This is a genomic window from Mycolicibacterium chubuense, from assembly GCF_001044255.1.
GTDB classification, from domain to species: domain Bacteria; phylum Actinomycetota; class Actinomycetes; order Mycobacteriales; family Mycobacteriaceae; genus Mycobacterium; species Mycobacterium chubuense.
In genome coordinates this window covers 25,356-42,923 of record NZ_JYNX01000038.1, presented here as the reverse complement: position 1 = coordinate 42,923, position 17,568 = coordinate 25,356, and the positions used below count along the sequence as shown (strand labels likewise).

Genomic DNA, 17,568 nt, shown 5'->3' with positions numbered 1-17,568 from the left:
CGGAGATCGCGCTGGCCCGCCTGGACGCCCCGGTGTGCGGTAACCAGCATCTGGGTTTCGCGAATGCGCTGGTGCACGAGATGCCGCACACCCTGGCCGCGCTGGAGGCGGGGGTGCTGACCGAATATCGGGCCACCCTGATCGTCAAAGCCTCGGCCTGCCTCACCGTGGAAGACCGCCGGGTGTTGGATGCCGAACTGTGCGCCGATCAGCAGGCGCTNCGGGCCACCCTGATCGTCAAAGCCTCGGCCTGCCTCACCGTGGAAGACCGCCGGGTGTTGGATGCCGAACTGTGCGCCGATCAGCAGGCGCTGGCCGGGCTGGGCAACAAGCGCATCGAAGCCGCGTCCGCGGCGATCGCCGCCCGCCTGGATGCCGCCGCGGTGGTCGAGCGGAAGAACCGCGCTGCGCAGAGTGCGGGGGTGTGGACCCGGTGCGCCCCGAACGGGATGGTGTATCTGACTGCGCTGATGCCGCTGTCCCAGGGCATCGGGGTGTACGCCGCCCTCAAACGGGAGGCCGACACCACCGGTGGTGATGGGCGGTCGCGGGGGCAGGTCATGACCGACACCCTCTATGAGCGGGTGACCGCCCGCCCGGCCGACACACCATCGCCGGTCGCGCTGAACCTCGTGCTGGCCGACACCACCCTGTTCGGGGAGGACGACAGCCCGGGCTGGGTCCAGGGCTACGGCCCGGTCCCGGCGGCGGTAGCGCGCGACCTGGTCTCCGACGCCATCACCGACGAGGCCGCCAAAGCCACACTGCGGCGGCTCTACCGGCACCCCGCCAGCGGGCAACTCGTGGCGATGGAGAGCAAGGCACGGCTATTTCCGAAGGGGTTGGCGGCGTTCATCGGGCTGCGCGACCAGACCTGCCGCACCCCGTACTGCAACGCCCCGATCCGCNATTTCCGAAGGGGTTGGCGGCGTTCATCGGGCTGCGCGACCAGACCTGCCGCACCCCGTACTGCAACGCCCCGATCCGCCACCACGACCACGCCACCCCCCACCACAAGGGCGGAAAAACCAGCGCACTCAACGGGGCAGGGTCCTGCGAAACCTGCAACTACGCCAAAGAAGCCCCCGGCTGGCAGGTCACCACCACCGACCACGACGGTCGGCACACCGCCGAATACCGAACGCCCACCGGCGCGACCTACCACTCCACCGCCCCACCACTACCCGGACCCACNAGGTCACCACCACCGACCACGACGGTCGGCACACCGCCGAATACCGAACGCCCACCGGCGCGACCTACCACTCCACCGCCCCACCACTACCCGGACCCACCCGACGACACAGCACGATCGAAGGCAGGCTCGGCATCGACATTGTCGAGCTGAAATGGACTGCCTAAGAGGCGAGCTGGGTGAGCCGGACGCTGTTGCCGGACGGGTCGCGGAACCCGCAGTCGATGCCGTAGGGCATCTCGTGGGGCTCCTCGGTGAACTCGACGCCGCGCGAGCGCAGTTCCTGGTAGCTGGCGTGGCAGTCGTCGGTGGTGAGGAACACGGTGCCGGCGAAACCCTTGGCGGTGAGATCGAGCACCTGGGTGCGGGTCGGCGCATCCATCACCGGTTCGCCGGGCACCGCCATCAACACGATCGAGACGTCGTCCTGACCGGGCGGCCCGACCGTCAACCAGCGGAAGAGTCCGTCGATATCGGGCAGCGAAACGTCCTGGCGCACCTCCATTCCCGCCTTCTCGGTCCAGAACTTCAGCGCAACTTCTTGATCGTGCACCCACAGGTGAACGCTGGCGATCCTGATCATGGCCCCGACGCTACGGGCGGTCCGCTCGTGCCGTCTTCTCCCGGTGTGCTGTCTGCACCGACGCGGCTGACCGCACGCGGGCGGGTGTCGCGGCCGAGGATGCAACTCGGGATGCGGGCATGCACCGCGGCAGGCGGCATGGCCGCCCGGTAAGCGGCGGGCGGAAGCCCGTAGGCGCGGGCGAAACTCGTCGTGAAGGATCCGACGCTCGTCAGCCCGACCATCATGCAGATCTCGGCGACCGGGCGGTCGGTGTGGCGCAGCAGCGAGGCCGCCCGCTCCAGCCGGCGGGTCTGTAGGTAGGCCCGCGGCGACTCCCCGAACGTCGTCGTGAACGTCCGGCTGAAATGCGCCCGCGACAACCCGGCGGCCGCGGCCAGATCATCGATCGTGATCGGCTCGGCGTACCGGGCGTCGACCAGATCCTTCGCACGCATCAGGTGGCGGGCCGGCCGAACCTGCGTCATGGCGTCTGAGCATTCATTACCGGAATCTCCGCCGCAAGCATTACGTTGTGGGGGCGGATGAGCTGGCTGGGCGGCCGCGGATCATCGACCGGCCGGATAGGGGTACGGCCTAGGTGGTTCGAGGAAAGTCCGGACTTCACAGAGCAGGGTGATTGCTAACGGCAATCCGAGGTGACTCGCGGGAAAGTGCCACAGAAAGCAGACCGCCACCACCGAGTCTCCGGACCACGGGGTGGTAAGGGTGAAACGGTGCGGTAAGAGCGCACCAGCGCTCCGGGTGACCGGAGTGGCTCGGCAAACCCCACCCGAAGCAAGGCCAAGAATGTCGCGCGGGGGGCGCGGCAGCGCAGACGCCCGAGGGCTGCTCGCCCGAGTCTGCGGGTAGGCCGCTCGAGGCACCCGGTGACGGTGTGTCCAGATGGATGGTCGCCACTTCGCCGCCAGACATGGCGGCGAGAGACAGAATCCGGCTTACAGGCCGGCTCATCCGCCCTACGGGGTCACGCCTTGCGCACGGCCTTGTGCAGTGCCGCGAGTGCTTCTTCGACCTGTTCCTCGCAGCGCAACGCGAGGTCGTGCTCCTGCTGATAGAGCAGCCCGTAGGTGAACGTGTCCTCGCCGGCGGCGTGCGCCAGCTCGGCCTGCCGGCTCAGATGGCTCCTGCTGACCACGCTGTCCTGGTGATCACCCAGCAGCGTCTGGATCGACTTTGCCCGATCGGCGACCTTGCTCTGCCCGGTCGCCGCCGCGGTGTAGCGCAGCTGCTTGGCGCGCTTGCGGATGCGGTGCAGCGCCTCGTCGACGTGCTCGTCCTGCTCCTCGGCGGCAACGCGAGCCTTCTTGGCGGCCTTGCGAACCCGTTTGTAGGCGGAGTCGAACGTGACCTCGGCCCGCTCCTCGCCCGAGGCCGGGGGCGGCGGCTCGGCCGTCACCAACTCCTCCAGCGCGTCCAGCAGGCGGAAGTACCGCGGCGAGCGCATCGCCGCCAGCGACCGCTTCCAGCCAGTCTGATATCTCTTCTGCGCACCGTCGACGAGACGCTCCCGCACCGGACCACGCACCGCCGATTCCGGCAGCCCGTCGAGCGCGCGCTGGTAGCGCTCCGCCAGCACCTCCGCGTCGCGCGCAATGCCCAGCACACCGGCCAGCTCCCGCAGCTCGGCGAGGATCCAGTGATCGTCGGAGATGCCGAACGCGCCCTCGGAGGACTGCAGCAGGCTGCGTATCTTGCGCGTCGTCACCCGCATCTGGTGCACAGAGTCGTAGACGTCCGACCGGACCGCGCGGTCCCACTCGATCAGCTGCGCGACCTGCTCGGCGACCGCCCGGTGCACCGGATCGCTCAACGCCGCGGGGGACTGATCCGAGTCATCCTCGGATCCCAACACCCGCGCCAACTTCGAGCCGTGCCCGGCCGGGCGGGCGCCGGCGTCGAGGAGGCGGCGGGTCAGGGGCTTGAACAGCTCACGGTCGGCGCCGTCGGCGAGCTCCAGCTCCCATTCGCGCCACTGCTGTTCCTCGCCGTCGACGGCTTTGGCCGTCACCTGGTCGTCGCAGAACTCGGCCACCGCCGAGCCGTCGGGCGCGTACAGCATCACGACGCTGCGCGCCGTGTTGATCCGTGCCACCGGCGCCAGCCCACGTTCCCGCACGATTGCGAGGACGACATCGCGGAGGCCGTCGGGCACCTGCGGGTGTGCCGGGGTGCCCTCCTCCAGCGGAGCCCGCACCTCGGTGCGGCTGTCCGGGCCGGCCGGCAACTTCAGGTGCCAGCCGGCGTCCGTACCGCCGGTCCGGCGCCGCAGCGTGATCCGGTGCCGGGCCAGGTCGTGATTCGCTGTGTCGTAATAGACAGCCTCGAGCGACTGTGATGCCGGCCGCTCGACGCGGGACACCGCGGTCAGCCCGTCGAAGGACGGGCTGACGGCCGAGTCGACCACGTCGAACTTGCGCTCGGTCTCGGTGTACCTGGACGTTTCGGACGATCGGGCTGGCATGGGCACCTTCGTTTCGGGCATCGCGGGGGGACCCAAGATTGCCACACGCAAGTGAACCGCGAACACCGCGCCGTGATCGAAGAGATACCGACACGAGACCCGACACGGGCGGCAGCGCACGCTTTCGCCGGCGTCACTCTTATAATTCTCTTATGAGTCCAGACATGCGGCTCCACGACTATCTCGACGCCGAAGGCAACATCGAGATCCCGGCCGGAGTCACGCTGACGTCGTTCCTCGACCGCCATGCCGAACAGTGGGCCGAGGCGCCCGCCTACCGGTACCTCGACTTCGACCATGACCGCACGGTCGAGCTGACCTGGTCGGCGTTCCGCACCCGGCTGCGGGCAGTGGGCACGCGCCTTCAACAGGTCACCCAGCCCGGCGACCGGATCGCGATCCTCGCCCCGCAGGGCGTGGACTACGTGGTCGGCTTCTTCGCCGCGATCCAGGCCGGCGCCATCGCGGTGCCGTTGTTTGCGCCCGAACTCCCCGGCCACACCGACCGACTGCATGCCGTGCTCGCCGACGCCCGGCCCACCGTGGTGCTGACGACCACCGTCGCGGCAGAGCCGGTTCGGGAGTTCCTGCGTACGGTCCCGCGGCCGCAGCGGCCCCGGATCATCGCCGTCGACGCCGTTCCCGACGCGATCGGCCGCGACTTCGTGCCCGCGCCGGTGGCGACCGACGACATCGCCTATCTGCAGTACACCTCGGGCTCGACGCGGACCCCGGCCGGCGTCGAGATCACCCACCGCGGCGCGTGCACGAACGTCGTGCAGATGATCGAATCGGTGGGCCTGGACTGGGATACCCGCAGCGTCAGCTGGCTGCCGCTGTTCCACGACATGGGCCTGCTGATGATCATGTTCCCGGCCCTGCTGGGCGCACACATCACACTGATGTCGCCGGTGTCGTTCGTGCGCCGCCCTTACCGGTGGATCAAGGAGCTGGGTGCGTCGGACAAGCCGACGTTCGCGGCCGCCCCGAACTTCGCGTTCGACCTCGCCGCCCAGCGCGGCCTGCCGCCCGCCGGCGAGGCGCTGGACCTGAGCAACGTGGCCGGGCTGATCAACGGTTCCGAACCGGTCAGCATGGCCTCGATCGAGACGTTCACCTCTGCCTTCGCGCCCTACGGTCTGAACCCCGCCGCGATCAAGCCGTCCTACGGGATGGCCGAGGCGACGCTGTTCGTCTCCACCACCGAGCCCGGCTCGTCGCCCGCCGCGGTGCACATGGACCGGGAGGCTCTCAGCCGCGGACAGGTCGTGCGCGTCGGCGCCGACGACCCGAACGCCGTCGTCGGCGTCTCCTGCGGGCACATCGCCCGCAGCCAGTGGGCGGTGATCGTCGACACGCAGACCGAATGCGAGCTGCCCGACGGCCGCGTCGGCGAGATCTGGCTGCACGGCGACAACATCGGCCGCGGCTACTGGGGCCGCACCGATGAGACCGAACTGACCTTCCACAACAAGCTGCAGTCGCGGCTGACGCAGGGCAGTCACGCCGAGGGCGCGGCCGAAAGCGCCCTGTGGCTGCGCACCGGCGACCTCGGGGTCTACCTCGACGGTCAGCTGTTCATCACCGGCCGCGTGAAGGACCTGGTGATCGTCGACGGCCGCAACCACTACCCACAGGACATCGAGGCCACCGTGTCGGAGGCCTCGGCCGCGGTGCGATCCGGCTTCGTCGCCGCGTTCTCCGTGCCCGGCGTCGGCCGCGAGGAGGTGGTGATCGTCGCCGAGCGCGCACCCGGTGCCGGGCGCGCCGAGGCGGCGCCCATCGCCGAGGCCATCCGTGCGGCGGTGTCGCGGCGCCACGCCATTCCGCTGGCCGATGTGAAACTCGTTGCTGCAGGCGCGATTCCGCGAACCACCAGCGGCAAGTTGGCCCGCAGCGCCTGCCGGGCGCGCTATCTCGAGGGCGTCATCTGATTCGGCGGGCGTTACAGTCCGGTGTGTGACTGACTATCAGACGATTGCCTTCGAGCGCTCCGGCGCGATCGCCCGGATCACGCTGAACCGGCCCGACGCCGCGAACGGCATGAACGCCGTCATGACGCGGGAACTCGCCGACGTCGCCGCGCACTGCGACGACCCCGCGATCAAGGTCGTGGTGATCACCGGTGCCGGGCGGTTCTTCTGCGCAGGAGGCGACCTGAAGGATTTCGCGTCGGCACCGCACCGCGGCCGTCACCTCAAGGGCGTCGCCGACGACCTGCACCGCGCCGTCTCGACCTTCGCCCGCATGGACGCCGTCGTCATCACCGCCGTCAACGGCACCGCGGCGGGTGCGGGATTCTCGTTGGCGGTCACCGGCGATCTGATCCTCGCGGCCGAATCGGCGTCGTTCACGATGGCCTACACCCGCGTGGGCCTCAGCCCCGACGGGAGCTCGACCTACTTCCTCCCGCGCCTGATCGGCGTGGCCCGCACCAAGGAGCTGATGCTCACCAACCGGATGCTGTCCAGCCGCGAGGCGCTCCACTGGGGTCTGGTCACCGAGGTACTGCCCGACGGCGATGTCGCCGCGCGGGCAGACGAACTCGCCGCCGCCATGTCCACCACGTCGGGCGGCTCCAACGGCGGCGTCAAAGCGCTGCTGCTCGCCAGCTTCGCCAACGGACTCGAGGAACAGATGGAACTCGAGGGCCGGCTGATCGCCCAGCGCGCGGAGGCCGCCGACGGACGCGAAGGGGTGGATGCGTTTCTCGCCAAACGCAAGCCCGAGTTCTCCTAGAAGGAGTGCTCCTCGGCGGGGAAGACGCCGCTGGCCACTTCCTGCGCGTAATCGGCTGCCGCGCGGCGCAATTCGTCACCGACGGCGCCGAAGCGCTTGACGAACTTGGCCGTCCTGCCGTTGGTCATCCCGGCCATGTCCTGCCACACGAGGACCTGGGCGTCGCAGTTGGGGCCCGCGCCGATCCCGACGGTGGGGATGGTGAGCTTGCCGGTGATCTGGGTGGCCAGTTCGGCCGGAACCATCTCCATCACCACGGCGAACGCGCCGGCCTCCTGCACGGCGATCGCGTCGTGGATCGTCTGCTCGGCGGCGTCGCCGCGCCCCTGCACCTTGAATCCGCCGAGACCGTTCACGCTCTGCGGGGTGAAGCCGATGTGGGCCATCACGGGGATGCCCGCCGCGGTCAGGGTGGCGATCTGCTCGGCCACCCGCTCGCCGCCTTCGAGCTTGACGGCGTGGGCGCCGGACTCCTTGAGGAACCGGGTGGCGCTGGCCAGGGCCTGCGCCGGGCCCGCTTCGTAGCTGCCGAACGGCAGGTCGGCCACCACCAGCGCGTGCGGGGCGCCGCGGACGACGCCGCGCACCAGGGGGATCAGTTCGTCGATGGTCACCGGAACGGTGGTGTCGTAGCCGTAGACGACGTTCGCGGCGGAATCACCGACCAGGAGCACCGGGATCTCGGCCTCGTCGAACACCGCTGCGGTCGAGTAGTCGTACGCGGTGAGCATGGCCCACTTGTGGCCTTCGGATTTCCACTTGGCGAGGTGATGGGTGCGGACCCGCGTCCGCGGCGCACCGGCGCCGGCGGCAGCTCCGTACAGGGTCTGTTCAGACATCGTTGTCCCCCAGAGGGTCGTCGTTTCGGCTCCTCGAGGCCGCTTCGGGTCCCCGGGTACCGCTGACCCGTCCAGTCTGCCACCACGTCACCAGAAGTTGAACAACACGTTAAGTGGATTTGCTCACACCGGCGGGCGCCGCGCATACGATCGGCGGATGCAACGGCTCAGCGGGCTCGACGCCAGTTTCCTCTACCTCGAGACCGCGGCTCAGCCGTTGCACGTGTGCTCGATCCTCGAGCTGGACGCCTCGACGATGCCGGGCGGATACGCCTTCGACCGCCTCCGTGATCTTCTGGCAGAACGCATCCGGGCGATGCCCGAGTTCCGCGAGCGGATCGCCGACAACCGGTTCAACCTCGACCATCCGGTGTGGGTGGACGACAAGGACTTTGACGTCGACCGGCATCTGCACCGGATCGGCCTGCCGTCACCGGGCGGGCGCCGCGAACTCGCCGACATCTGCGGCCACATCGCCTCGCTGCCGCTGGACCGGACGCGGCCGCTGTGGGAGATGTGGGTGATCGAGAACGTCGGGGGACCCGGCGACGGCACTGTGCAGGAGGGCGTACGCATCGCGGTGATGACCAAGGTGCACCACGCCGCGGTGGACGGCGTGACGGGCGCCAACCTGATGTCCAAGCTCTGCACCACCGAACCCGACGCGCCCGCGCCCGAACCCGTGGACGGCCCGGGCGGGGGCAGCGACCTCGAGATCGCCGTCAGCGGGGCCGTGCGCTTCGCCGCCCGGCCGCTCAAGCTCGTCAATGTGGTGCCCAACACGTTGACCACCGTCATCGACACCGTCAAACGGGCCCGCGCCGGCATGACGATGGCGCCCCCGTTCGTGGCGCCCAGAACCGCGTTCAACGCCAACGTGACCGGGCACCGCAACGTCGCGTTCGCGCAACTGGACCTCGAGGACATCAAGACCGTCAAGAACCACTTCGGCGTCAAGGTCAACGACGTGGTGATGGCGCTGGTGTCCGGGGTGCTGCGCACCTTCCTGCTCAACCGGGGCGAACTGCCGAACAACTCGCTGGTGGCGATGGTGCCGGTATCGGTGCACGAGAAGTCCGACCGGCCCGGCCGCAACCAGGTGTCGGGCATGTTCGCCCGGCTGGAGACCAACATCGAAGACCCCGCGGAGCGGCTCAAAGCCATCGCTGAAGCCAATTCCGTTGCCAAACAACACAGTTCGGCCATCGCGGCGACCCTGCTGCAGGACTGGACCCAGTTCGCCGCGCCCGCGGTGTTCGGCACGGCGATGCGGGTGTACGCGAGCAGCCGGCTCTCCGGCGCCCGGCCGGTGCACAACCTGGTGGTGTCCAACGTGCCCGGCCCCCAGGGGCGGCTCTACATGCTCGGCTGCGAGGTGAAGGCGATGTATCCGCTCGGGCCGATCTTCCACGGCTCGGGACTGAACATGACCGTGATGTCGCTGTCGGGCAACCTCGACGTCGGCATCGTCTCGTGCCCCGAACTGCTGCCCGACCTGTGGGACATGGCCGACGACTTCGACGTGGCGCTGGCCGAGCTGCTCGCCGCGACGCGGTAGTCAGCCCGGCCCCGAACCGCGCCTCGCCAGCGGCGATGGGACTTCATGGCAGCATGTGGAGCCATGAAGTACACGACCGGGATCGCGAGATCCGGCCTCATCCTCGCCGCGGTGATCCTGCTCGTCGCCGGGTGCAGCAAGGTGGTGGACGGCCGCGCGATGATCTCGGTGCCGCGACCCGGCTCGCCGATCCAGTGGACGTCCTGCCACCCCGCCGGCCCGTCGGACCGCTCACGAATTCCGACCGGCGCCGAATGCGGGCTGCTGTCCGTGCCGGTGAACTGGGACAACGCCGAGAGCGCCGACGGCGCCGTCGCTCAGATCGCGATCGTGAAGTTCAAGGCCACCGGCGACAAGATCGGTTCCCTGATCGTCAACCCCGGCGGCCCGGGCGAATCCGGGGTCAACGCCGCGGCCTCGATGATCGCGACGCTGCCCGAGGAACTACGGCAGCGCTTCGACCTGGTCGGCTTCGACCCGCGCGGCGTGGCGAACTCCTCACCGGCGGTGTGGTGCAACAGCGACGCCGACAACGACCGGCTGCGCGCCGACAACGTCGTCGCCTACACGCCCGAAGGTGTCGCACACATCGAGAAGCTCACCAAGGAGTTCGTGCAGCGCTGCGTCGACAAGATGGGCAAGGACTTTCTCGCCAACGTCGGAACCACAAGCGTGGTAAGGGATCTCGATGCGATCCGGCAGGCTCTCGGCGACGAGAAGCTGACCTACCTCGGCTATTCCTACGGCACCCGTATCGGCGCCGGCTATGCCGAGGCGTACCCGGACAAGGTCCGCGCGATGATCCTCGACGGCGCCGTCGACCCGAACGCCGATCCGATCGAGGCCGACATCCGCCAGGCCGCGGCGTTCCAGAAGGCCTTCGACGACTACGCCGCCGACTGCGCCAAGGACTCCAACTGCCCGCTGGGCACCGACCCGGCCAAGGCGGTGGAGGTCTACCAGTCCCTGGTGTGGCCACTGGTGGAGAAGCCGGCGCAGACCGCCGACCCCCGCGGCCTGAGCTACTCCGACGCCGTGGTGGGCACCATCCTGCCGCTGTACTCGCCGAACCTGTGGCGGCACCTGACGCAGGCGCTCACCGAGATCAAACAGGGCCGCGGCGACACCATGCTGTCGCTGGCCGACCTGTACATGGGCCGCGACGCCCAGGGTCACTACAACAACTCCACCGACGTGCGCGTCGCGGTCAACTGTGTCGACAAGCCGGCGATCACCGACCGGGCCACGCTGGTCGATCAGGACCGCCGGATGCGGGAGGTGGCGCCGTTCATGAGCTACGGCGACTTCACCGGCTTCGCGCCGCTGGGCACCTGCGCGATGTGGCCCGTGCCGCCCACCAGCGAACGGCACGAGATCAAGGCGACCGGGCTGCCGCCGATCCTGGTGGTCTCCACCACCAACGATCCCGCCACGCCGTACCAGGCCGGTGTCGACCTGGCCAAGCAGCTCGGCGGCACTCTGCTCACCTTCGACGGCACCCAGCACACCGTCGCACTGCAGGGCGACGCCTGCGTCGACGACATCGCGACCCGCTACCTGGTCGACGTGACGGTGCCGCCGCCGGACACCCGATGCTGAGCGGGTAACAGCCCGGTCACCGTTGGGTCCCGGGGGAAGCCCCGTGTCTCATCGCATGACAGCATGGTCGCCATGTGGCGGGTGGGACGGGCGATTGCGGCTGTGTGCGTGCTGACGGCTGCGCTCTGCCCGCCGGCGCAGGCGGCGCCGACCACGGCGTGGGGCTCGTGCGCGGCCGTCATCACCGACGCGTCGCGGATTCCCACAGCGCAGTGCACCACCGTGTCGGTACCGGTCGATTATGCGAAACCCGATGGGGCGCAAGCGCAATTGGCGGTCATCAAGGTTCCGGCCAGCGGCAAGCGGCTCGGCGCGCTGCTCGTCAACCCGGGCGGCCCCGGTGCGTCGGCCGTCGACACCGTCGCCGACATGGGCGGCGACCTCGCCGGCTCGCCGATCCTGCAGCAGTTCGACCTGGTCGGTGTCGACCCCCGCGGTGTCGGCCACTCCACCCCGCAGTTGCGCTGCCGCAGCGACGCGCAGTTCGACGCCTACCGCACACAGCCGATGACCGACTACAGCCCCGCCGGTGTCGCCCAGATCGAAGGCATACTGCGGGATTTCGCGGGCGAGTGCCTGACGAACATGGGCCCGGACTTCCTGGCCAACATCGGCACCGCCTCGGCGGTGCGGGACATGGACGCGGTTCGCGATGCGCTCGGCGAAGCCCAGATCAACTTCCTCGGCTTCTCCTACGGCACCCAGCTCGGCGCCGCCTACGCCGACCGCTACCCCGACCGGGTGCGCGCGATGGTTCTCGACGGCGCCGTCGACCCGAGCCTGGATCCCATCACCGAGAGCGTCAACCAGATGGCGGGTTTTCAGCAGGCGTTCGACAAGTACGCCGCGGACTGCGCCCAGGATGTCGAGTGCCCGCTGGGCACCGACCCCACCCAGTTCGTCGCCCGCTTCCACCAGCTCATCGACCCGCTCGCCGCGCGCCCCGCCGCCACGTCCGACCCGCGCGGGCTCAGCTACCAGGACGCGTTCACCGGCACCGTCTCCGGGCTGTACTCGCCGCGCTACTGGCCGTACGTGACCAGCGGACTGCTGGGGCTGGCCCGCGGCACCGACCCCATCGATCTGTTGCTGCTCGCCGACGACTATCAGCAGCGGGACCGCAACGGGCACTACAGCAACCGGCAGGACGCGTTCACCGCCATCCGCTGCATCGACTCGGCCTATCCCACCGACCCGGCCGCGTGGGCCGACGCCGACCGGCGCATCCGGGCCGCGGCGCCGTTCTCGGCGTACGGCTCCTTCACCGGGTACGCGCCGCGCGACGTCTGCGCGCTGTGGCCGGTGCCGCCGACGCCGATCGTCGGTGCGGCCACCTCACCCGGCCCCGGCAAGGTCGTCGTCGTCTCCACCACGGGCGACCCCGCGACGCCGTACCAGGCGGGCGTCGATCTGGCCCGCCAGATGAACGCCTCGCTGATCACCTTCGACGGCAGCCAGCACACCGTCGTGTTCAACGGCGACCAGTGCGTCGACACCTCCGTCGTCAACTTCCTGATCGACTCGGTCCCGCCCCCCGCCGGTTTGCGGTGCTAGCAGCGCTGTAACACAGAATTAACAGGCGGAACCTACGCTTCGAGCATGGATCGGCAGAAGGAATTCGTGCTGCGCACGCTGGAGGAACGCGATATCCGTTTCGTCCGGCTGTGGTTCACCGATGTGCTCGGATACCTGAAGTCGGTCGCGATCGCGCCCGCCGAATTGGAGGGCGCGTTCGAGGAGGGCATCGGCTTCGACGGCTCGTCGATCGAGGGCTTCGCGCGCGTCTCCGAGGCCGACATGGTCGCCCGGCCCGACCCGTCGACCTTCCAGGTGCTGCCGTGGACGTCCAGCGCCGGTGATCACCACTCGGCCCGCATGTTCTGCGACATCACCATGCCCGACGGCTCGCCGTCGTGGGCCGACTCCCGGCACGTGCTGCGCCGCCAGCTGTCCAAGGCCAGCGATCTGGGCTTCTCCTGCTACGTACACCCCGAGATCGAGTTCTTCCTCCTCAAGCCCGGACCCGACGACGGCACCCCGCCGGTGCCCGCCGACAACGGCGGCTACTTCGACCAGGCCGTGCACGACGCCGCGCCGAACTTCCGTCGCCACGCCATCGACGCGCTCGAGCAGATGGGCATCTCGGTGGAGTTCAGCCACCACGAGGGCGCACCCGGCCAGCAGGAGATCGACCTGCGCTACGCCGACGCCCTGTCGATGGCCGACAACGTGATGACGTTCCGCTACGTGGTCAAGGAGGTGGCGCTGGCCGACGGCGTGCGCGCCTCGTTCATGCCCAAGCCGTTCGCCGAACACCCCGGCTCGGCGATGCACACGCACATGAGCCTGTTCGAGGGCGAGACCAACGCCTTCCACAGCGCCGACGATCCGCAGCAACTCTCCGACATCGGGAAGTCGTTCATCGCAGGCATTCTCGAGCACGCGCAGGAGATCAGCGCCGTCACCAACCAGTGGGTGAACTCCTACAAGCGGCTCGTGCACGGCGGCGAGGCGCCCACGGCCGCGTCCTGGGGGGCGGCCAACCGCTCGGCGCTGGTGCGGGTTCCGATGTACACCCCGCACAAGGCGTCGTCGCGCCGCGTCGAAGTGCGCAGCCCCGACTCGGCGTGCAACCCGTACCTGACGTTCGCGGTGCTGCTCGCCGCCGGTCTGCGCGGGATCGAGAAGAACTACGTGCTCGGACCGCAGGCCGAGGACAACGTGTGGAGCCTGACCCCCGAAGAGCGACGGGCCATGGGATACAAGGAGCTGCCCGGCAGTCTCGGCGTGGCGCTGACCCAGATGGAGGACTCCGAACTGGTCGCCGAGGCGCTCGGCGAGCACGTCTTCGACTTCTTCCTGCGCAACAAGCGCGCCGAGTGGGAGAACTACCGCAGCCACGTCACGCCGTTCGAGCTGAAGAACTACCTGTCGTTGTAGTCGGGAGTCGCTCGGCTAGATTCACCGGTATGGCCAAGCCCGCGACGCAGCGTCCCAAGCTGCCCGGCGTCGGGCGACTCGGCCTCGTCGAGCCGACGGCGCAGTCCGACCTCGAGCAGCTGGGCTGGAACACCGACGCCCACGTCGAGCTGCTGTGGTCCCTGTCGCGGGCCCCCGACGCCGACACGGCGCTGCGTGCCGTCGTCCGGCTCGCCGAGGCACTCGGCACCGAGTGGGACGAGCTCAACGGCGCCCTACTCAAGGACCGCGGTCTGCGCGGCCGGTTGTTCGCCGCACTGGGCTCGTCACTGGCGCTCGGCGACCACCTCGTCGCCCACCCGCAGTCGTGGCATCTGCTCGCAGGCCGGGTGAGCTTGCCCACGCCCGCGGAACTCGCGCGGATGTTCGCCGAGATCGCCGAAAACGCCAGCGGCACAATCGCTGCCGCCCCCGAGCTGCGCACCCTGTACCGGGACCGGCTGCTGGTGCTCGCCGCTCTCGACGTCGCACCCACGGTCGAGAACGAGCCGGTGCTGCCGTTCACGGTCGTGGGGGAGCACCTCTCGGACCTCGCCGACGCCGCGCTGCACGCGGCACTGACCGTCAGCATCCGCGCGGTGTGCGGGGACAGAAAAGACACCGACGACGAGCCGCCGGCGCTCGCGGTGATCGCGATGGGCAAGTGCGGCGCCCGGGAACTCAACTACGTCAGCGACGTCGACGTCATCTTCGTCACCGACGACGGGTCGCACAGCCGGCTGGCGCTGGCCACCCGGATCGCCGGAGAGATGATGCGGCTGGCCTCCGACGCGTTCTTCGAAGTGGACGCCGCGCTGCGCCCCGAGGGCAAACAGGGTCCGCTGGTGCGCACGCTGGACTCCCACGTCGCCTACTACGAGCGGTGGGCCAAGACCTGGGAGTTCCAGGCCCTGATGAAAGCGCGCCCGGCCGCCGGCGACGCCGACCTCGGCCGCCGCTACATCGATGCGCTCATGCCCATGGTGTGGACCGCCTGCGAGCGGGAGGATTTCGTCGCCGACGTGCAGGCGATGCGCCGCCGGGTGGTCGAACTGGTGCCCGCAGGGGTGCGGTCGCGCGAACTGAAGCTGGGCACCGGCGGCCTGCGCGACGTCGAGTTCGCCGTGCAGCTGCTGCAGTTGGTGCACGGGCGCGTCGACGAGTCGCTGCATGTCGCGTCGACCGTGAACGCGCTGGCCGCCCTCGGCGACGGCGGCTACATCGGGCGCGACGACGCGGCCAACATGACCGCGTCATACGAGTTCCTGCGGCTGCTCGAACACCGGCTGCAACTGCAACGCCTCAAGCGCACCCACCTGCTCCCCGAGGACGACGACGACGAGGCGATGCGCTGGCTCGCGCGTGCCGCGCACATCCGGCCGGACGGTCGCCACGACGCGCTGGGGGTGCTGCGCGAGGAGCTCAAACGTCAGAGCCACCGGGTGTCGCGGCTGCACGCCAAGCTGTTCTACCAACCGCTGCTCGAATCGGTGGGCCAGACCGCGCTCGGCCTCGGCATGAGCGCCGAATCCGCCGAACGTCAGCTCGCCGCACTGGGATACGAGGGCCCGCAGAGCGCACTGACCCATCTGGCCGCCCTGACCTCGAGCAGCGGGCGCCGCGGTCGGGTGCAGCAGGTGCTGTTGCCGACGCTGCTCGACTGGCTGTCCGACACCCCCGACCCCGACGCGGGCCTGCTCAACTACCGCAGGATCAGCGATGAATTGGCCGAGCAGCGTTGGTATCTGGCGACGCTGCGCGACGAGGGCGCGGTGGCCAAGCGGCTGATGCACGTGCTGGGCACCTCGGCGTACGTGCCCGAGCTGCTGATGCGTGCGCCCGAGGTCATCCAGCTCTACGCCGACGGACCCAACGGACCGAAGCTGTGCGACGTCGACACCGACGGCGTGGCGCGCTCCCTGGTGGCCTCGGCGGCCCGGCACAGCGACCCGACCCGGGCGATCGCGGCGGCGCGCTCACTGCGGCGGCGCGAGCTGGCCCGCATCGCGTCGGCCGACCTGCTCGGCATGCTCGAGGTCACCGAGGTGTGCGCGCAGCTGACGTCGATGTGGGTGGCGGTGCTGCAGGCCGCCCTCGACGCCGTGATCCGCGCCAACACCCCGAAGCAGGGGCCGCCCGCCCGCATCGCGGTGATCGGGATGGGCCGGCTCGGCGGGCGGGAACTCGGCTACGGCTCCGACGCCGATGTCATGTTCGTCTGCGAGCCGCACGACGGCGTCGAGGAATCCGTCGCGGTCAAGTGGTCGGTGACCGTCGCCGAACAGGTCCGCGCGCGGCTGGGCACCCCGGGTGCCGATCCGCCGCTCGAGGTCGACATCAATCTGCGCCCCGAGGGCCGGCAGGGCCCGCTGGTGCGCACGCTGGCGTCCTACGAGGCGTACTACGCGCAGTGGGCGCAACCGTGGGAGGTGCAGGCGCTGCTGCGCGCGCACCGGGTGGCCGGCGATCTCGAACTGGGCGAACGTTTCCTGCTGATGATCGACAAGACTCGCTACCCGGCGGGCGGGGTGTCCGCGCAGACCGTGCAGGAGATCCGGCGGATCAAGGCGCGGGTCGACGCGGAGAGGCTGCCGCGCGGCGCCGACCCGAACACCCACACCAAGCTGGGCCGCGGCGGGCTGGCCGACATCGAGTGGACGGTGCAGCTGCTGCAGCTGCGCTTCGCGGACAAGATCCCGGCACTGCACACCACCTCGACACTGGACACGCTCAACGCGATCGGGGCGGCCGAGCTGATCGCCGAGGGGGACATCGAACTGCTGCGTGAGGCGTGGCTGACGGCGACCCGCGCGCGCAACGCGCTGGTGCTGGTGCGCGGCAAGCCCACAGATCAGCTGCCGGGCCCAGGCAAGCTGCTCAACGCCGTCGCGGTGGCGGCGGGCTGGCCCGACGGGGACGGGGGAGAGTTCCTGGACAACTATCTGCGGGTGACGCGACGTGCGAAAGCCGTGGTGCGCAAAGTGTTTGGAGGATAAGTGGAATTCACGTTCGACGTGATCAGCGCCGAGGACTTCGAGCGGCAGCGCCGGGTCTACGAGCCGTTGACCGACGCCCTGCGGACGCTCATCGACGTCGGGATCCACACCGAGGTCGACGACGCGACCGTGCTGCTGGCGCTCGAACACCTCGAGGAGGCCACGGCGCTGCTGGAGCAGCGCACGCGCTCGGGTCGGTCCACACTGCGCCACGCCGACAGCAACCGGGCCGTGGCCTGGGCGAATCCTGCGGTGGGACTGCGTAATGCGATCGCGCCGCCGATGGTCATCGAGCACGAGCCCGACGGCAGCTGCTGGAGCGAGTTCACCCTGGGTCCCGCCTACGAGGGCCCTCCGGGATGGGTACACGGCGGCATCTGCGCGCTGGTGCTCGACCACATCCTCGGCGAGGTGGCCAGCGAGGGGCTGAACCTGCCGAAGTTCACCGGCACCATCAGCCTGCGCTACCGGCGCGGCACCCATCTGGGGCCGGTGCGCGCCGAGGCGTTCGTGGAGCGCAGCGAGGGCGCCAAGACCTTCGCGCGCGGTCACCTCAAGGACGCCGACGGGGTGACCGTCGAGGCCGAAGGGGTGTTCATCATGCCCGCGTGGGCGCGGGACGCCGGCTGAGCGCCCC

12 protein-coding genes, 1 other RNA gene and 3 pseudogenes are annotated in these 17,568 nt (G+C 69.6%); 12 read left to right on the top strand and 4 right to left on the bottom strand.

Annotated elements, in window-relative coordinates; translation table 11 throughout:
• The 3 pseudogenes from MCHUDSM44219_RS31080 to MCHUDSM44219_RS31070 all read left to right on the top strand — a co-directional run.
• Window positions 1-220 (top strand): annotated as a pseudogene (locus MCHUDSM44219_RS31080) (HNH endonuclease); the annotation flags it as partial.
• 1 nt (window position 221) lies between these two features.
• Window positions 222-908, top strand: a pseudogene (locus MCHUDSM44219_RS31075) (HNH endonuclease); the annotation flags it as partial.
• Between the two features lies 1 nt (window position 909).
• A pseudogene (locus MCHUDSM44219_RS31070) lies at window positions 910-1,194 on the top strand (HNH endonuclease); the annotation flags it as partial.
• 164 nt (window positions 1,195-1,358) lie between these two features.
• Here the strand turns inward: MCHUDSM44219_RS31070 and MCHUDSM44219_RS15545 are convergent.
• Together MCHUDSM44219_RS15545 and MCHUDSM44219_RS15540 are read right to left on the bottom strand one after the other, a co-directional pair.
• Window positions 1,359-1,778, bottom strand: coding sequence for a VOC family protein (locus MCHUDSM44219_RS15545; protein ID WP_048419159.1), 420 nt, complete (start codon window positions 1,776-1,778; stop codon window positions 1,359-1,361).
• Window positions 1,775-2,245: a helix-turn-helix transcriptional regulator gene (locus tag MCHUDSM44219_RS15540; RefSeq protein WP_413783613.1), complete on the bottom strand. Its 471-nt coding sequence runs from the start codon at window positions 2,243-2,245 to the stop codon at window positions 1,775-1,777. The genes MCHUDSM44219_RS15545 and MCHUDSM44219_RS15540 overlap by 4 nt, the downstream gene beginning before the upstream one ends.
• A gap of 58 nt (window positions 2,246-2,303) precedes the next feature.
• On the opposite strand from MCHUDSM44219_RS15540, the gene rnpB reads away from it, so the two are divergent.
• Window positions 2,304-2,735: RNase P RNA component class A (rnpB, locus tag MCHUDSM44219_RS28475), an RNA gene on the top strand.
• 10 nt (window positions 2,736-2,745) lie between these two features.
• On the opposite strand, the gene MCHUDSM44219_RS15535 is transcribed toward rnpB, so the two are convergent.
• On the bottom strand, window positions 2,746-4,242 hold the full coding sequence (locus tag MCHUDSM44219_RS15535; RefSeq protein WP_048419158.1) for a CYTH and CHAD domain-containing protein: 1,497 nt from the start codon (window positions 4,240-4,242) through the stop codon (window positions 2,746-2,748).
• Between the two features lie 152 nt (window positions 4,243-4,394).
• Here MCHUDSM44219_RS15535 and MCHUDSM44219_RS15530 point away from each other — a divergent pair, with 152 nt between their 5' ends.
• Together MCHUDSM44219_RS15530 and MCHUDSM44219_RS15525 are read left to right on the top strand one after the other, a co-directional pair.
• Complete coding sequence (locus tag MCHUDSM44219_RS15530) at window positions 4,395-6,176, top strand: fatty acyl-AMP ligase (RefSeq protein WP_048419157.1); 1,782 nt, start codon at window positions 4,395-4,397, stop codon at window positions 6,174-6,176.
• A 25-nt stretch (window positions 6,177-6,201) separates the two neighbouring features.
• Window positions 6,202-6,981 (top strand): enoyl-CoA hydratase/isomerase family protein, encoded by a 780-nt coding sequence (locus tag MCHUDSM44219_RS15525; protein ID WP_048419156.1) that lies wholly within the window; start codon window positions 6,202-6,204, stop codon window positions 6,979-6,981.
• Here the strand turns inward: MCHUDSM44219_RS15525 and panB are convergent.
• Window positions 6,978-7,820 (bottom strand): 3-methyl-2-oxobutanoate hydroxymethyltransferase, encoded by an 843-nt coding sequence (gene panB / locus MCHUDSM44219_RS15520; protein WP_048419155.1) that lies wholly within the window; start codon window positions 7,818-7,820, stop codon window positions 6,978-6,980. The two genes, MCHUDSM44219_RS15525 and panB, sit on opposite strands and share 4 nt — an antisense overlap.
• 157 nt (window positions 7,821-7,977) lie before the next feature.
• Between panB and MCHUDSM44219_RS15515 the strand changes: the two genes are divergently transcribed.
• The 6 genes from MCHUDSM44219_RS15515 to MCHUDSM44219_RS15490 all read left to right on the top strand — a co-directional run bounded on the left by MCHUDSM44219_RS15515 (window position 7,978) and on the right by MCHUDSM44219_RS15490 (window position 17,561).
• Window positions 7,978-9,378 (top strand): WS/DGAT/MGAT family O-acyltransferase, encoded by a 1,401-nt coding sequence (locus MCHUDSM44219_RS15515; protein ID WP_048419154.1) that lies wholly within the window; start codon window positions 7,978-7,980, stop codon window positions 9,376-9,378.
• A gap of 63 nt (window positions 9,379-9,441) precedes the next feature.
• The gene (locus tag MCHUDSM44219_RS15510; protein ID WP_201778150.1) at window positions 9,442-10,977 is read left to right on the top strand and encodes an alpha/beta hydrolase; all 1,536 of its coding nucleotides are present in this window, start codon (window positions 9,442-9,444) and stop codon (window positions 10,975-10,977) included.
• Between the two features lie 63 nt (window positions 10,978-11,040).
• Complete coding sequence (locus tag MCHUDSM44219_RS15505) at window positions 11,041-12,531, top strand: alpha/beta hydrolase (RefSeq protein WP_048419152.1); 1,491 nt, start codon at window positions 11,041-11,043, stop codon at window positions 12,529-12,531.
• Window positions 12,532-12,576: 45 nt separating this feature from the next.
• Window positions 12,577-13,917 carry a glutamine synthetase family protein gene (locus MCHUDSM44219_RS15500; RefSeq protein ID WP_048419151.1) on the top strand — a complete coding sequence of 447 codons (1,341 nt, stop codon included), beginning with the start codon at window positions 12,577-12,579 and terminating at the stop codon, window positions 13,915-13,917.
• Window positions 13,918-13,946: 29 nt separating this feature from the next.
• Window positions 13,947-16,931, top strand: a complete 2,985-nt coding sequence (locus MCHUDSM44219_RS15495) for a bifunctional [glutamine synthetase] adenylyltransferase/[glutamine synthetase]-adenylyl-L-tyrosine phosphorylase (RefSeq protein WP_048419150.1) — start codon at window positions 13,947-13,949, stop codon at window positions 16,929-16,931.
• Entirely contained in the window at window positions 16,932-17,561 is a 630-nt protein-coding gene (locus MCHUDSM44219_RS15490; RefSeq protein WP_048419149.1) for a PaaI family thioesterase, read from the top strand.
• Window positions 17,562-17,568: the final 7 nt, after the last annotated feature.

Coding starts and splice junctions, on each gene's coding strand:
- MCHUDSM44219_RS15545 (WP_048419159.1), bottom strand. CDS start 1,778: ATGATCAGGATCGCCAGCGTTCACCTGTGGGTGCACGATCAAGAAGTT.
- MCHUDSM44219_RS15540 (WP_413783613.1), bottom strand. CDS start 2,245: ATGACGCAGGTTCGGCCGGCCCGCCACCTGATGCGTGCGAAGGATCTG.
- MCHUDSM44219_RS15535 (WP_048419158.1), bottom strand. CDS start 4,242: ATGCCAGCCCGATCGTCCGAAACGTCCAGGTACACCGAGACCGAGCGC.
- MCHUDSM44219_RS15530 (WP_048419157.1), top strand. CDS start 4,395: ATGAGTCCAGACATGCGGCTCCACGACTATCTCGACGCCGAAGGCAAC.
- panB (WP_048419155.1), bottom strand. CDS start 7,820: ATGTCTGAACAGACCCTGTACGGAGCTGCCGCCGGCGCCGGTGCGCCG.
- MCHUDSM44219_RS15515 (WP_048419154.1), top strand. CDS start 7,978: ATGCAACGGCTCAGCGGGCTCGACGCCAGTTTCCTCTACCTCGAGACC.
- MCHUDSM44219_RS15510 (WP_201778150.1), top strand. CDS start 9,442: ATGAAGTACACGACCGGGATCGCGAGATCCGGCCTCATCCTCGCCGCG.
- MCHUDSM44219_RS15505 (WP_048419152.1), top strand. CDS start 11,041: ATGGTCGCCATGTGGCGGGTGGGACGGGCGATTGCGGCTGTGTGCGTG.
- MCHUDSM44219_RS15500 (WP_048419151.1), top strand. CDS start 12,577: ATGGATCGGCAGAAGGAATTCGTGCTGCGCACGCTGGAGGAACGCGAT.
- MCHUDSM44219_RS15495 (WP_048419150.1), top strand. CDS start 13,947: ATGGCCAAGCCCGCGACGCAGCGTCCCAAGCTGCCCGGCGTCGGGCGA.